Annotated in this window: 11 protein-coding genes; 4 read left to right on the top strand and 7 right to left on the bottom strand. The window is 73.5% G+C overall.

Features of this window, described 5'->3' with window-relative positions; all coding sequences use genetic code 11:
• Positions 1 to 57 precede the first annotated feature (57 nt).
• Positions 58 to 1,116, bottom strand: coding sequence for a helix-turn-helix domain-containing protein (locus AC07BF_RS08035; protein WP_400804097.1), 1,059 nt, complete (start codon positions 1,114 to 1,116; stop codon positions 58 to 60).
• A gap of 234 nt (positions 1,117 to 1,350) precedes the next feature.
• Here AC07BF_RS08035 and AC07BF_RS08030 point away from each other — a divergent pair, with 234 nt between their 5' ends.
• On the top strand, positions 1,351 to 2,025 hold the full coding sequence (locus AC07BF_RS08030) for an RNA polymerase sigma factor (RefSeq protein ID WP_400804094.1): 675 nt from the start codon (positions 1,351 to 1,353) through the stop codon (positions 2,023 to 2,025).
• Positions 2,022 to 3,470: a hypothetical protein gene (locus AC07BF_RS08025; RefSeq protein WP_400804091.1), complete on the top strand. Its 1,449-nt coding sequence runs from the start codon at positions 2,022 to 2,024 to the stop codon at positions 3,468 to 3,470. Before AC07BF_RS08030 ends, AC07BF_RS08025 begins: the two co-directional genes overlap by 4 nt.
• Before the next feature lie 52 nt (positions 3,471 to 3,522).
• Here AC07BF_RS08025 and AC07BF_RS08020 read toward each other — a convergent pair whose 3' ends face one another.
• Positions 3,523 to 5,022, bottom strand: a complete 1,500-nt coding sequence (locus tag AC07BF_RS08020) for an aminopeptidase P family protein (protein ID WP_363579787.1) — start codon at positions 5,020 to 5,022, stop codon at positions 3,523 to 3,525.
• 136 nt (positions 5,023 to 5,158) lie between these two features.
• Complete coding sequence (locus AC07BF_RS08015) at positions 5,159 to 6,595, bottom strand: PP2C family protein-serine/threonine phosphatase (protein WP_478333089.1); 1,437 nt, start codon at positions 6,593 to 6,595, stop codon at positions 5,159 to 5,161.
• A 613-nt stretch (positions 6,596 to 7,208) separates the two neighbouring features.
• Here AC07BF_RS08015 and AC07BF_RS08010 point away from each other — a divergent pair.
• The gene (locus AC07BF_RS08010; protein WP_363579785.1) at positions 7,209 to 7,886 is read left to right on the top strand and encodes a bifunctional DNA primase/polymerase; all 678 of its coding nucleotides are present in this window, start codon (positions 7,209 to 7,211) and stop codon (positions 7,884 to 7,886) included.
• 206 nt (positions 7,887 to 8,092) lie between these two features.
• On the opposite strand, the gene AC07BF_RS08005 is transcribed toward AC07BF_RS08010, so the two are convergent.
• The 4 genes from AC07BF_RS08005 to AC07BF_RS07990 all read right to left on the bottom strand — a co-directional run bounded on the left by AC07BF_RS08005 (position 8,093) and on the right by AC07BF_RS07990 (position 12,392).
• Positions 8,093 to 9,076, bottom strand: coding sequence for a DUF5926 family protein (locus tag AC07BF_RS08005; RefSeq protein WP_363579784.1), 984 nt, complete (start codon positions 9,074 to 9,076; stop codon positions 8,093 to 8,095).
• A gap of 106 nt (positions 9,077 to 9,182) precedes the next feature.
• Complete coding sequence (locus tag AC07BF_RS08000; protein ID WP_363579783.1) at positions 9,183 to 9,725, bottom strand: ATP-binding protein; 543 nt, start codon at positions 9,723 to 9,725, stop codon at positions 9,183 to 9,185.
• Positions 9,726 to 10,030: 305 nt separating this feature from the next.
• Entirely contained in the window at positions 10,031 to 10,855 is an 825-nt protein-coding gene (locus AC07BF_RS07995; protein WP_363627855.1) for a glycerophosphodiester phosphodiesterase family protein, read from the bottom strand.
• Positions 10,856 to 10,934: 79 nt separating this feature from the next.
• Positions 10,935 to 12,392, bottom strand: coding sequence for a purine-cytosine permease family protein (locus AC07BF_RS07990; RefSeq protein ID WP_363579781.1), 1,458 nt, complete (start codon positions 12,390 to 12,392; stop codon positions 10,935 to 10,937).
• 453 nt (positions 12,393 to 12,845) lie between these two features.
• Between AC07BF_RS07990 and AC07BF_RS07985 the strand changes: the two genes are divergently transcribed.
• The gene (locus AC07BF_RS07985) at positions 12,846 to 14,660 is read left to right on the top strand and encodes a S1C family serine protease (protein ID WP_400804082.1); all 1,815 of its coding nucleotides are present in this window, start codon (positions 12,846 to 12,848) and stop codon (positions 14,658 to 14,660) included.
• Positions 14,661 to 14,665: the final 5 nt, after the last annotated feature.

Here is a 14,665-nt window from a genome sequence, read left to right as displayed (position 1 = left end):
GCCGGATGCCGGATGCCGGATGCCGGATGCCGGATGCCGGGCCACGTGGCCGGGGGGCTACGCGACCCCGCGCCCGAAGGAGCGCCGGTAGGCGGTCGGGGAGGTGCGCATCACCCGGCCGAAGTGGTGGCGGAAGGTCGCGGCGCTCTCGAAGCCGACCGCCGCCGCGATCTCCTCCACCGTCCCCTCCGGTGACTCCAGCAACGGCAGGCTGGCCGCGATGCGCTGGGTGACGACCCAGCGCATCGGGCTGGTGCCGTTGCGGGCGGTGAAGTGCCGCAGGTACGAGCGGTCCGACATCCGGGCGGCGCGGGCCAGCAGCGAGATGGTCAGCGGGGACGCCAGGTGGCCCATCGCCCACTGCATGCTGCGGGCGACCCCGTCGTCCTCCTCCTCGACCGGGCGGACGGCGGCCTCGATGAACTGGGCCTGCCCGCCGTCCCGGTGCGGCGCCACCACGAAGCGGCGGGCCACGCTGTTGGCCACCTTGGCGCCGTGGTCGCGGCGGACCAGGTGCAGGCAGAGGTCGATCCCGGCGGCACTGCCCGCGCTGGTGAGCACGTTCCCGTTGTCGACGTACAGCACGTCCGGGTTGACCCGCACGTCCGGGTGGCGCTGCTGGAGCAGGTCGGCGTACCGCCAGTGGGTGGTTGCCTCCCGCCCGTCGAGCAGTCCGGCGGCGGCCAGCGCGAAGGCGCCCGAGCAGATCGAGACGATCCGGGCGCCGCGCTCGTGCGCCGTCCGCAGCGCGGCGACCAGCCCGGGGGAGACCGCGCCGCTGAACGCGTTCGGCACCCCGGGGACCACCACCGTGTCGGCCGAGGCCAGTTCGTCCAGCCCGTGCCGGGCGGTCAGCGCGAACCCGCCCACCGCGTCCAGCGCCGTCCCGGGCCGGTCGGCGCACACCTTCAGCCCGTACCAGGGCGCTGCCAGCAGGCCGCCCAGTTCGGGCCGGGCCAGTCCGAACACCTCCACCACCACGCCGAGTTCGAACGGCGCCATGCCCGCGAAGGCGTACACCGCGACGTGGTGCACCGGTTCCGGGCGGGGGCCGATGACGACGGGCACCGGGCCCGACCCGGTGCCGACCGGGCCCTCGACGTGCTGCTCGGTCATGCGGACCCCCTGCTGACGGGTGGCGGGATGGCGGTGAGTGTAGCCGTTCCGGCCGGCCGGGAATCTTCCTCGGATCCACCTGCAACCTCCACCCCGGCCACACGTCCATTGGTACGGGGGCGGAGAGAGGCGGGCCGAGGGCGGCTGTCAGGATCTCCCCGGTCACGATCTTGATCAGGAGTCCTGACGGTCCGGCGAGAGCCGCCACCGTCCCGGGGGAAAGCGGAAACGCGCATGTCCATGGCCATCGGGCCGATCGCCGGGCCGACGAGGGGGCGCGGTTTCTCCGTTCGCGGAGTGGTCGCCGTGCTGTTCGGCGCGCAGGAGGCCGGCGAGGTGCCCGCCGGCCCGGGCGACGAGCAGGCGGCGCAGCGCCGCTCCGGCTTCCGGCTGCTGCGCGGCGGGCGCAAGCCCACGGAGGACCGGCCCACCCTGACCGACCTGTACCACGTCCACCGGCTGGGCCTGGTGCGGATGGCCGTCCTCCTGGTCGACCACCAGGACCTGGCCGAGGACGTCGTCCAGGAGGCCTTCACCCAGCTCTACCAGCGGTACGGCGAGCACCTGGACGACCTCGACAACGCGCTCGGCTACCTGCGCACCGCGGTGGTCAACGGCGCCCGGTCGATGCTGCGCCGCCGGAAGACCGCCCGCGAGTACGTCCCGCCGCACGAGCCCGACGCCGCCTCCGCGGAGGACCACGCGGTGCTCAACGACGAGCACCGGCGGGTGCTCGCGGCCATGCAGGAGCTGACCTCCCGCCAGCGCGAGGTGCTGGTGCTGCGCTACTGGTCCGACCTGTCGGAGGCGCGGATCGCCGAGACCCTGGGGCTGTCCCGGGGCGCCGTGAAGTCCACCGCCAGCCGGGCCCTGGACGCCTTGGAAAAGCATCTGGAGAAGGTTCGATGACCGACAAGCTCCCCGGCCGCGAGAGCGGAGGCCGAGACGGTGACGGGCCGGCCGAGACGGCGACCGAACGGCTGCTACGCGAGGCGATGAACGCCCGCGCCTCGCTGATCACCGCGCACGACCTGCGCCCGGCGCAACCGCCGCGCGGCCGGGTGTGGCGATTGCGCCCGGTCTACCTGACCGCCGTGCCGGTCTTCGCGCTGGCCGCCTCCCTGGCGATCGGCCTGCTCACCTTCCACGGCGACCCGCTGGCCAGGAAGGACGTCCCCCCACCGGCCGCCACCATGACGACCTCGCCGAGCCCGACCCCCGAGCCGACCGCCGCCCCGACCCCCACGGCCACCTCGCCGGACACCGGCAGCCCCGCCGCCGACCCGGAGACCGGGGCCCCCCTCTCCGACCCGACGTCGGCCGGCACCCGGACGACGGCGCCGCCCACCACCCCCGCCACCACCCCGGCCACCACCGCGCCGGCCGGGACGACCTACCCCTTCCGGGGCATCAAGTTCAAGATCCCGCCAGGTTGGCGGGCCGTCAATCCGGATCCTTCCGCCAACACCCTCTGCATCCTGAGCCCGAGCGCTCCGCAGGACGCGACGGCCGGGGACTGCCTGCCGCACGGCGTGCTTCTGACGGTCACGGACCAGGAGTCGCAGCTCTGGCCGAGGCTGCCCGACCTGGATTCCGAGAGCGGCTGGTCCACGCAGCCCTGGTGCCCGGCGTGGTCCTATTTCCCCACGCTCACCAGGAACGGACAGATCGACAGTGTCGGCCCGACCAGGAGCACACCCACCGTGGCAGGCCGTGCCGCACGCAAGTCGCAGTGGCAGATCAACTGCGGCGGCGACGCCTTCACGGCCCAGATGTGGGCCCTGCCGAAGGACTTCGTGTCCGTCTCGGCGATCGGCCTCAAGGCCGACTACCAGCCCGGACTGATGACGATCGTCAACACCCTCGACCTGAGCGGCCGCCAGGCGCCACCGGTGAAGTACCACGAGAACGACATCGATATCACCGTGGGCGGCTTCACGGGCGTTCAGGAGCTGAAGGCGGGAAGTCCGGCCGTCACCTTCTCGGTGACCTACAAGAACAACAGTCCGACGAATTTCGCCCAGGTGGAGCCCTTGGTCTACACCGAGTGGCCCATGGACACGCCGGTGGATGTGGTGTCGCTGAACGCGGGCAAGCTCGAGCGTCTCGACGGTGCCACCTGGAAGGAAAAGCCGCTCACGCGAGGAAGCGCGATGGACTACGCGATGGCGGATCCCGAGTCGCTCTTCCCCCTGGCTCCAGGGCAGAGCCGAACGGTCAAGTACCGGATGACGATCGATGCCGGACACGGCCTCGGGCCACTGTGGGTGATGACGCGGGCCGTCCTTCCCTACACGGGAGGAACCCTCACGGGTCTCGGCAACGAGGTTGTCTCGCTCAAGATCACCAAGTGACACGGGGGCCCGGCCTCCCCGCCACGGGGAGGCCGGGCCCCCGGAGGGTGGCTCAGGCCAGCGAGGCCATCCAGGCCTCGACCTCGTCGGCGCGGCGCGGCAGGCCGGCCGAGAGGTTCTCGTTGCCGTCGGCGGTGACCAGGATGTCGTCCTCGATCCGGACGCCGATGCCGCGGTACTCCTGCGGCACGGTCAGGTCGTCCTGCTGGAAGTACAGGCCGGGCTCGACGGTGAGGACCATGCCGGGCACCAGCAGCGCGTCGGCGTGCTCCTCGCGGCGCGAGTGGGCGCAGTCGTGGACGTCGAGGCCGAGCATGTGGCCGGTGCCGTGCAGGGTCCAGCGGCGCTGGAGGCCCAGCTCCAGGACCTTCTCGACGTCGTAGGCCGAGGCGTCCAGCAGGCCCCAGGCGAGCAGGCGCTCGGCGAGCACGCGCTGCGAGGCGTCGTGGAAGTCGCGGAAGCGGGCGCCGGGCTTCACCGCGGCGATGCCGGCCTCCTGGGCGTCGTACACGGCGTCGTAGATCTTGCGCTGGAGGTCGTTGAAGCGGCCGTCGATCGGCAGGGTGCGGGTGACGTCGGCGGTGTAGAGGGTGTGGGTCTCGACGCCGGCGTCCAGCAGCAGCAGCTCGCCGGGGCGGACGTCGCCGTCGTTGCGGACCCAGTGCAGCGTGGTGGCGTGCGGGCCGGCGGCGGCGATGGTGCCGTAGCCGACGTCGTTGCCCTCGACCCGGGCGCGGCGCCAGAAGGTGCCCTCGATCCAGCGCTCGGAGGTGGCGACGGCCTGGCCGAGCTCGCGGACCACGTCGGTGAAGCCGTTGACGGTGGCGTCGCAGGCGGCGCGCAGCTCGCCGACCTCCCACTCGTCCTTGACCAGCCGCAGGCCGCTCAGGAACTCCTTGAACTCGGCGTCCCGGTCGGCGTCCAGCACGTCGGCCAGGGTGTCCTCCAGGCCGGCGTCGTAGCCGCGGACGATCCGGGTGGGCACCGCGGAGTCCTTGGTGCGCCCGGCCAGTTCCTCGGCGGCCTTGCGCACGTCGCGCGCCGGCAGGCCGAGCAGCTGCTCCTGCTCGCCCAGGCTGTTCCGGCGGCCGACCCACAGCTCGCCGTAGCCGTCCAGCCAGAACTCGCCGTTCTCGCGGTCGGAGCGGGGCAGCAGGTAGAGGGCGAACTCGTGGCCGGCGTCGCCGGTGGGCTCGGCGACGAGCACGGCGTCCTCGGTCTGGTCGCCGGTGAGGTGCACGTACTCGCTGGCGGCGCGGAAGCTGTAGTCGGTGTCGTTGGAGCGCACCCGCAGGTTGCCGGCCGGGACGACCAGCCGCTCGCCGGGGTAGGCGGCGGAGAGCCGGGCGCGGCGCTCGGCCGCGTACGGGGCCTGGGCGACCGGGACGAGGCCGTGCAGCTCGGTGTCGGCCCAGCCGGTCTTCATCGAGGCGGCCAGCTCGTCGGAGACCTCGCCGTACAGGCCGTTCTTGCGGCCCTTGAACTGCTGCGGCTCGTCGCCGCCGTCGGCTTCGGGGTTCTCGGCCACTGCGGGCGTGCGGTCCTCGGTCACGTGTAACGCCTCCTTGGGGTGGTACCGCCGCCCCTCGGGGGAGTGTCGGATCGCGACACGCGCGGGCGGCCGTGCGTCCATGGTACGGACGCCCGGCCGCTCGCCCGTTCGGGGTCGGGGCGACTGTTCGGGGCGGCTATTCGAAGCGGGCCGCGAGCAGCAGCAGGTCGTCGGTGGCCGGTCCGGGCCCGGGGTCGGGGCAGACGGCCAGCAGGTGGGCGCAGAGCCGGTCCGGGTCGATCCGCACGTCGCGCGGGGCGTCGGCGGCGGCCCGGCGCAGGTTGGCCTGGCCGGCGTGCAGGGTCGGGCCGCAGCGGCGGGCCAGCCCCTCGGTGTAGAGCAGCAGGGTGTCGCCGCGGTCGGCGGTGAGCTCGACGCCGGGGGCCTCCCAGCAGGCCAGCATGCCGAGCGGGGCGGAGAGCGAGGTCTCCACGAACTCGGCGCCGTGCCGGCCGACCAGGACGGGCGGGCAGTGGCCGGCGCCGGCCAGGGTGATCCGGCGCTCCTCGGGTTCCACCCAGGCGTAGACGGCGGTGGCGGTGCGGGCCGGCTCGGTGGTCTTGAGTAGCAGTTCCAGGTCGCCGAGGACGGACACCGGGTCCTCGCCCTCCAGGACGGCGTAGGCGCGCAGCGCGGCCCGGATCCTGCCCATTGCGGCGGCCGCGCCGGGGGCGGAGCCGGGGCCCGCGCCGGGGCCGTCGCCGGAGACGGAGCCGACGGTGAGGCCGACGGTGCCGTCCGGCAGCGGGATGGCGTCGTACCAGTCGCTGCCGCAGGAGCGGTCCAGGCCGGCCGGGAGGATCCGGGCGGCCAGCCGCAGGCCGACGGGCTGGGGGAGCCGGTCGGGCAGCAGGCCGCGGCGCAGCGCCTCGGTGGTGCGCCGGACCTTGTCCGCCTCCAGCTGTTTGGCGAGCAGCGGGGCGGCGATCGCGGCGTAGCGGTGGGCGAGCTCGCGCTGGCGCTCGGTGGGTTCGGCGGGCTCGTCGTAGAACCAGAGGGCGGCGGCGAGCGGGTCGTCCTCCTCGGTGGCGAGCGGCAGGCCGTAGCAGCCGCCGAGGCCGAGCTGGGTGGCGAGTTCGCGCAGCCGGGCGCCGGTGGCCGGGTCCTCGGCGAGGTCGGGGGAGTGCAGCCGTTCGGGCCGGTCCTGTTCGCGCAGCAGCCTGGCGAGCAGGCTCTGCTCGGGCGGGACGGTCTCCAGCGCGCCGAGGCTGGCGCGGTCGAGGCCGAGGCCGACGGGCTGGCCGGGCCTGCCGCCGGGCATCCGGGTGACCAGGACGCCGCGTCGGGCGCCGAGCAGGGCGGCGCCGGAGGCGAGGACGGTGTCCAGGGTGGCGGCGAGGCCGCGGGCGCGGGCGAGCTGTTCGGTGTGCCGGTGCAGGCTGGCGAAATCGGACAGTCGTCCGGCCAAACGGTCCTGCACTCCGGCGGCCGGTGCCGTGCGGACGTCCGCCGCGCCGTCCTGCGCGTCGGCGGGGCCGGGGAAGCCCGGTGGGTCGAGGACGGTCAGCCCGCCGGCGCTGCCGGGCTCGCCCGGCTCGGAGGGTGTCGATGACGACGGGTGGGACTCGGTCATGCCGCCACTCCTGACGTGCTACGTGCCATGCGGAACCCCCAGGTACGGCCGGTGTGGAGCGATGACGGCCAAAGGGCGCGTTTCGCCTCGATTCGCTACTACTCGTCATTGATCGACAGCAATGCCACCACTTCTACACAGGCCATTTGGGGCATGTCCAGATCCAGGACGACGCGGTGGCCTGTTCCACATCCGCGAGACCCGGTCGGGGGGCGCATACGGCCTGGGCGCGCGCCGGTCCGGTCGGGAGGCATGGAGGGGACCGGGAGCGGGCAGAACGGAGGGGACGGACCCGGCGGCCGTCCGGATCGTATGCCCGCGCCGCCCGGGACCCGGGCTGGCCGGAAGTCTCTCACTCGTACGGTGGAACCAAGCGCGCCCGGGCGGCGTCCATCCGGTCGCATACGGGATTCTCGTTCCAGGGGCTGTTTCAGTGCGCGGCCCTTCTCATGTCGTGCTCCACACCGTGATCCACGTCGTCGCCGCGCCGCCCGCCATGCCGCCCGCCCCCCTTCGCGCCGCCGGGGCCGTGCCACCGCGGGTCCGCGTGACGAGTCCCGGCGGTGCCGACGGGCCGGAGCGAACCGAGCGGTCAGGGAAAGGAACGAGCGCCATGCGTGAGAACCCGAAAGATCCGTGTCCGCCCGCCACTCCCCACCACCCCGTCCAGGACGACGTCGCACGTCAGCGCCCTGCCCGGCTCGCCGCGGCCCTGACGGCCGCCGTCGACCACCGCTGGCCCGTGGTGCCCGGGGCCGTCCTGCGCGGCGGTCAGTGCTCCTGCGGCGACCAGGACTGCGTCGTGCCGGGCGCGCACCCGCACGACCCGTCGCTGCTGGCCGCCACCACGGACGCCCGGATGGTGCGCTGGTGGTGGGAGCGGCAGAGCCCGGACGCTCCGGTGCTGGCCGCCACCGGTTCGGTGGTCTCGGCGGTCAGCCTGCCGGCGGCGGCCGGGGCCCGGGCGCTGGTCTACCTGGGCGCGCTGCGGCTGCCGCTCGGTCCGGTGCTGGCGATGCCGGGCCGGTACGCGCTGCTGGTGGCCCCGTACTCGCTGGACGCGCTCGGCGAGATGCTCTCTCAACTCCCTTGGGTGCCAGGCTCGTTGCGCTATCACGGGGTGGACGGCTTCCTGCCGCTGCCGCCCGGTGGAGCGGCTGGCCGGGTGCGTTGGGTGCTGGCCCCGCGCGCGGACGCCGACGGCGGGGTGTGGCTGCCGCAGGTCGGGCCGCTGCTGGGCGAGTTGGTGGAGGCGACGGTCCGGCTGGACAGCGGTCGCTCGGCGTACTGATCCGCCGGTCCGTTCCCGGGCCGCTCGTCGGGGCCCCGCGGAAAACAAAAGATCCGGCCGCTGGCGACGGGGGATGCACCAGCGGCCGGACTCTTTAGACAGTAACAAGGATCCGCGCCCGCGCCAATTTCCAAGACGCCCTGCCAGCCCGGAAATTGCGGCTTCATGGCGACAATGTGACGCGTATCACCCGGATCCCGGGCGCTTTAGTTCAAGGTGACCTGACGGTTCACCAGGTTCGCGCGGGCGCGCCGCTCCTCGGCGGTCAACGGGGTCTCGTCGGCGAGCACCGAGGCCAGCCGCTCGGCGAACTCGGCGGCCGGCTTCTCGCAGTCGGCGGCGGTCATGGCGAGCGGGAGGTCCCAGACCGGGACGGTCAGGCCGTGCGCGCGGAACGAGCCGACCAGGCGGGTGTCCGGGCCGAGCGAGGACTGGTCGGCGGCGCTGAGCCGGGCCAGCGCGTCCAGCAGCCGCTCCTCGGGCACGGTCATCACCCAGCGCAGGTGGTTCTTGTCGGGGGTGCCGCACCAGTAGGCGGCGTCGGCGCTCGCCAGCTTCTCGGTCGGGATGGCCGAGGCGTTGGCGCGCTCCAGGGAGGCGGCGACCTCGCCGGTCGCGGTCTCGGCGTCCTCCAGCCAGAACTCGAAGCCGGTGTGCACGGCGGGCGTGAACGCGGCGGTGACGTCCAGCAGGTCCTGGAGCCGGCGTCCGCCCGCCTCGGTCCGGCGGGACGGCACCGGGTTGCCCGGCTCGGTGGCCAGCGCCAGCTCCAGGGCGTCCGCGAGGTCGCGGCTGAGGTCGCCGGAGGAGGACTGGGTCTGCAGGCCGAGCAGGATGGAGCCGTCCTGGCGGCGCAGGGCCGGCCAGGCCAGCGGCAGCACGGTGGCCAGGGTCACCGACGGGACCTCGCCGGTGGCGCCCTCGGCCACCCCGGCGGCCAGCGTCAGCGGCACCGTGGCGGCGGGCACCAGCTCGCGCAGCGCGACCCAGTCGGCCTCGCCCGACAGGCCCTCGAACGGGCGGTGCACCAGCTCCTGCACCGCGTGCGAGGCCTCCCGGCCGTGACAGGCCTTGTACCGGCGGCCCGAACCGCAGGGGCAGTTCTCGCGGGCCCCCACCACGGGGACCTCGCCCGCGACGGCGGTGGTGGACTGACGCTGCGGCGCCTTCTTGGCGGCCTTCTTGCCCATGGTGCGGCTCTCCCGGGAACGGTGGTCCTTTGCTCCGGGCAGCCTACTGACGTTCCCCCGGCGCGCGGGCACACGCCGGGCGGACGGGTGGGGAGCGCGCGTCGGTTCAGGCGCTGCGGGCGTCACCACCGGTGCGCCGGGCGTGCCGGGCCCGGGCGGGCAGCGCCGCCCAGACCGTCACCTCGCCGGGCGCGTCGCGCACGCCCCAGTCGCTGGCCAGCTGGTCGACGATGTTCAGGCCGCGACCGCCGCGCGAGGTCAGCGAGGGGCCGGCGGGCAGCGGCCGGGTGGTCGCGCCGCCGTCGGTGACCTCCAGGGTGAGCACGCCGTCGGCGTGCAGCTGCCAGCGGACCAGCACGCCGCCGTCCGTTCCGCTCCCGTGCTCCTCGCGCTCCCGGCCGCCCGTGGCGGAATGCGCCCCGGAGGGGACGCCGACCAGCAGTTGGTCCACCACCTCGGCCCGGGCGCCGCGCCCCAGGGCCCGCAGCGGGCCGAGCGGACGGGCGTACCGACAGGCGTTGCTCAGCAGTTCGGAAAGGATCAGTACGGCATCATCAACGACCGGCTCCGGTATCTCCCGGTCGCCGAGATCTCGACGCAGTCGGCGCCGTGCGACCCCGACACTCGCCGGGCCGTGCGGCACTGCCATGGTCGATGAAGCCGGCACTTCACGCGCCACCATCAACGCCACCCCCGGACCTCCTTCAGCGTATGCCGAGGGAGAGATGCCCCTTGGTAATGCGTCGGAAACGACCGCCGGACGATCCCGCGAGGACATTTCAAGCGATTGCGACCGAGGGTGGACCTGAGGTCATTCCGTGCTCACCGTGCGTCGCCCCGGCGCATGAATTCCGGCAATAACGGGCCCGGAAGGTTTGACTGCCGACCAGAACGATCAGGTTGTGTCCGGGCTTTGCGGGTGGATTTGCGGGCGGCCCGCCGTCCGACGCCGGATCACCGGCCGAGCTGCGCCAGGACCTCGGCGGGCCGGTTGGTGATGATCGCGGACACCCCGAGCTCCAGGCACAGTTCCACGTCGGCCGGTTCGTCCACGGTCCACACGTGCACCTCGTGCCCCAGCTCGCGCAGCCGCGTCACCAGCTGCGGGCGGGCCCGCACCAGGTCGATGCCCGGTCCGGCGATCCGAGCCCCGCCCGGCAGCGGGGAGCCCGGGCGCAGCCGGCCGAGCAGCGGCAGGGTCCGTTCGAACAGGAACACCCGCCGGTACTCCGGCGCCGAGGCCGCCACCCGGTTCAGCCCCACCGAGGAGAAGCTCATGATCCGGGCCGAAGGGCGCTCGCCCTCCCGGCTCGCGCCGATCTTGAAGCGTTCGAGCGTCCGCAGCAGTTCGGCCTCCACCCGGCCGCGGTAGCGCACCGGGTGCTTGGTCTCGATCGCCAGGTCCACCGGGCGGCCGCAGTCCACCACCAGCTCCAGCAGCCGCTCCAGCCGCAGCACGCCGCGCAGCTCGGGGTCGGTGCTGGGGCGGCCGGTCTTCCAGGCGCCGAAGTCGTACGCCTCCAGCTCGGCCAGCGTCATCGCCGAGACGGTGCCCTGGCCGTTGGAGACCCGGCCGATCCGGCGGTCGTGCACGCAGACCAGCTCGCCGTCGGCGGTCAGCCGGACGTCGCACTCGACCGCGTCCGCGCCCTCGTCGAGCGCGCGCCGGTACGCCGCCAGGGTGTGCTCGGGCAGGGCGTGCGAGGAACCGCGGTGGGCGATCACCTGGACGGGCGGCGTGGTGCGCGCCGCCGTCGAGGACGGGTCTGTGCTGGTCACGGGCCCCACGATAGGCGGCGGAAGTGACGCGCAGGCGAAGACGGCCCCAATCTGCGGGGCCGTCTTCGGTGTCGGTCGGTCAGCTCGGCGCCGTCCTGCGGGTCAGCGGGGTGAGCGCCCAGGTGACCAGCGCGGGCACCAGGAAGGCGAACAGCGAGGCGGACGTCCACTCCTGCGGGGTGAAGTGCAGGGCGTCCTGGGCGGAGGTCCAGAAGTCCGTCCACCAGCCGGCCACCGCGGTCGGCGCGATGAACTGGTAGACCGCGAAGCCCAGCACCCAGGGCAGCAGCATCAGGCGGCGCGAGGGCGCGTCGGCGGAGAGGTTCCAGCCGTACCGGCCGGCGCCGAAGAAGTAGTCCACCGCCAGCACCGCCAGCAGCGGCACGAAGACCGAGCCGATCAGACCGAGGAAGTTGGTGTAGGTGTCGGTGAACTTGTCGATCTGCAGTGCCAGCACGGTGATCAGCAGGCCGATCCCGCCGGTCAGCACCCGGCGGTCCACCTTCGGCAGCAGGTTCTGCACCGACATCGCGGTCGAGTACACGTTGGCGAAGGACTGGTCCGTCTCGCGCAGCACCAGCACCAGCAGGAACAGCCAGCCGGCCCAGACGCCGAGGAAGGAGTCGAAGATCCTGTTCGGGTCGCCGTCGGACTGCAGCAGGGCCATCAGGCCGAGCACGTAGCACCAGACCTGGGCGATCGTGTAGCCGGAGAAGCTGCCCCAGAACGCCGAGCGTGCGGTGCGCGAGTGCCGGGTGTAGTCGGCGGCCAGCGGGACGAAGGAGATCGACACCGCGATCATCGCGTCGGTGGCGCCCAGGAAGCCGTGCCAGTTGCCGGCGCCCGGGTCGGGCACCCCCTGGCGGCCCAGCTGGACGGTGAAGTACACCATCGCGACGGCGACCGCACCGGCCACGAAGCGGCGCAGCACCGCGATCGAGCCCAGCGGCCAGATGGTCAGCGCGGTGGTCAGCGCGCCCGCCAGGAGCACGAACAGCCAGCGGTAGCCGTCGGTGTGGGCGACGGTCTGCGCGCCCGCCGCGATCGTCAGCAGCTCGAACACGCCCCAGCCGACGCACTGGACGATGTTCAGCACCGTCGGGACATACGACAGCCGGGTGCCGAACAGCCCGCGCAGGTTCGCCATCGCGGGCGCGCCGGTACGGGCTCCGATCAGCGCGGCCACGCCGAGCATCGCGGTGCCGACCACGGTGCCGGCCACGATCGCGGTCACCGCGGCGGCCAGCGACAGCTCGCTGCCCTTGGCGCCGAGCACGGTCGCGGCGGTGGAGAAGCCGATCAGGCTGACGCCCAGGTTCATCCAGAGCGCGAAGTGGTCCCGGAAGCGCAGCGTGCGCGGCGGCTCGGTGTCCAGCACGAGCGGCGCCTCGGCACGCTCCGGGCGCTCCAGGACGGCGGTCGCCGTGCCGGTGGGGCCCGCGTGACCGCTGTCACCGCCGTGAGCGGTCGGGGACGGTTCGGGGAAACCCTTGGACGCGGGCGCGTCCGAAGAAGAGGATGGCGAAGCAGGCGACATGGCCGATACTCCCTACGCCGGCATTACCCGGACAGGTTCCGGCGGTCTGCGCCCCCTCGACGGTCCGCCCACGATCCCGTGGCGTACGGTCGACCAGCGCACTCTCAGCCTGGATGGTCCAAGCTCCCGCGTGTCAGTTGTGAGCGACAGGCTAACCGGCCCGGGGGTGAACGCCAAGGCCACGGGGTGTGCGGCCCGCATCGCGGGACGCCCGGCGGAGGTGGGGGAGCCTCCGGTCGTCGGCCTGGTCTTCGGTTCGGCCGTCGACTTGCTCGTCGGCTCGGTCATCGCTCGGTCGTCGCTCGGTCGTCGGCGTAGGACAGCCTGGTCGGCGGCCCGGCTGTCGGCTGCGGCTAAGGATTCTTATGAGTTATTCAGAGGGGTCCTTACGGCAAACGAATCGGCAGTACGAAAAACTATGGTCCTTGGTTCTGTCAGCTATGGAGGTCGTTCGTGAGCACCGAGCGCGAGGTTGGGCCCACCGGGCCGCAGGGGGAGCAGCCCTCGGGCGGCCAGGCGGCGGCTGTTCCCGCTTCCGACGGCCACGCCTCGGGCGGGCACCAGCCGACACTGGCCTTCGGCCGGGTCCCCGAGCCCGGGGCCGCTCCGGCCGCCGAGGCCGCACCGGCTGAGGCCGCGCCGACGGAGGGCGTTGCGGCCGATGGTGTTCCGGCCGAGGGCGGGTACCAGCCCACCGTGGCCTTCACCAAGGTCCCCGCGCCGGAGGCGCCCCCGCAGACCCCGGCCGCGCCGGTCGTCGACGCACCGGCCGCCCCGGTCGACGCCGCCACCGGCTACATCGACGCGCCGCCGCCGGTCCTGCCGCCCGCCCCGCCGGTCCCGGCCGCGCCGGCGGCACCCGCCGCACCCGTCGCCGAGAGCCCGGCCCTGCCGCCGGGTGCCAACCCGTACGCCACCCCGGCCCACGGCGTCCCCGCCGCCGGCCCGCACGACCCGTACGGCACCCCGGCCGCCCCCGGCGCGCCCGCCGCGCACCCCGCGCCCGGCCACCACCCGTTCGGCGCCGGCCAGCCGCTCGGCGGCTGGGGTGCCTCCCACGACGCCGGCGGCGGCGCGGGCTACCCGGGTGGCCCGGCCGGACCGCTCGGCTACCCGGCCGACTACCCCGGCGGCCCCGGCGGCCCGCGCAAGAAGCGCGGCGGCCTGGTCGCCCTGATCGCCGCCGTCGCGCTGGTCGCCGGCGTGGCCGGCGGTGCGCTCGGCGTGACCGTCGCGGACCGCAACGACAGCACCAGCAGCGCCGACGACCACCGCAGCACCACCGTCCAGGCCAGCAACACCCAGAAGAACGAGCCCGCTCCCGGCTCGATCGCCGGCATCGCGCAGAAGGCGCTGCCCAGCGTCGTCACCATCAAGGCGCAGGGCAACGGCGAGTCCGGCACCGGCACCGGCTTCGTCTTCGACACCGAGGGCCACATCCTCACCAACAACCACGTGGTCGCGCCGACCCTCAACGGCGGCAAACTGACCGTCAAGTTCGCCGACGGCACGTCCTACAACGCGTCCGTGCTGGGCCACGCCGAGGGCTACGACGTCGCCGTGGTCAAGATCGAAAACCCGCCGAAGAGCAAGCTGGCCCCGCTTCCGCTGGCCGACTCCGACAAGGTCAACGTCGGTGACGCCACCGTCGCGATCGGTGCGCCGTACGGCCTGGAGTCCACCGTCACCAGCGGCATCGTCAGCGCCAAGGACCGCCCGGTCGCCTCCGGCGACGAGACCGGCGGCCAGTCCTCCTACATGAACGCCCTGCAGACCGACGCCTCGATCAACCCCGGCAACTCCGGCGGCCCGCTGCTCGACTCCAGCGGCTCGGTGATCGGCATCAACTCGGCGATCCAGTCCAACGCCTCCGCCAACGGCCGGGCCGGCAGCATCGGCCTCGGCTTCGCCATCCCGATCAACCAGGCCAAGTGGGTCGCCGACACCCTGATCAAGACCGGCAAGCCGGTCTACGCCAAGCTCGACGTGCTGCGCAACGACGACTACAAGGGCGACGGCGCGCAGATCCAGACCCGCGACATCCAGGGCCAGCCGGCCGTCACCCCCGGCGGCGCCGCCGACAAGGCCGGTCTCAAGCCGGGCGACGTCATCACCAAGCTCGGCGGAGTGCCGATCGACAACGGCCCCGCCCTGGTCAGCCGGATCTGGACGCACAAGCCCGGCGAGACCGTCGACGTCGAGTACACCCGCAACGGCCAGCAGTTCAACACCAAGGTCACCCTCGGCCAGCGGGACGGCGACAGCTGACCCCC

The organism is Kitasatospora sp. NPDC043950 (genome assembly GCF_056435345.1).
Note: the sequence above shows the minus strand (reverse complement) of the source record. Positions and strands in the feature narration are given on the sequence as shown.

Bases quoted from the DNA above. Each gene is read 5' to 3' on its own strand.
- AC07BF_RS08035 (WP_400804097.1), bottom strand. From the start codon at position 1,116: ATGACCGAGCAGCACGTCGAGGGCCCGGTCGGCACCGGGTCGGGCCCG.
- AC07BF_RS08030 (WP_400804094.1), top strand. From the start codon at position 1,351: ATGTCCATGGCCATCGGGCCGATCGCCGGGCCGACGAGGGGGCGCGGT.
- AC07BF_RS08025 (WP_400804091.1), top strand. From the start codon at position 2,022: ATGACCGACAAGCTCCCCGGCCGCGAGAGCGGAGGCCGAGACGGTGAC.
- AC07BF_RS08015 (WP_478333089.1), bottom strand. From the start codon at position 6,595: ATGACCGAGTCCCACCCGTCGTCATCGACACCCTCCGAGCCGGGCGAG.
- AC07BF_RS08010 (WP_363579785.1), top strand. From the start codon at position 7,209: ATGCGTGAGAACCCGAAAGATCCGTGTCCGCCCGCCACTCCCCACCAC.
- AC07BF_RS08005 (WP_363579784.1), bottom strand. From the start codon at position 9,076: ATGGGCAAGAAGGCCGCCAAGAAGGCGCCGCAGCGTCAGTCCACCACC.
- AC07BF_RS08000 (WP_363579783.1), bottom strand. From the start codon at position 9,725: ATGGCAGTGCCGCACGGCCCGGCGAGTGTCGGGGTCGCACGGCGCCGA.
- AC07BF_RS07990 (WP_363579781.1), bottom strand. From the start codon at position 12,392: ATGTCGCCTGCTTCGCCATCCTCTTCTTCGGACGCGCCCGCGTCCAAG.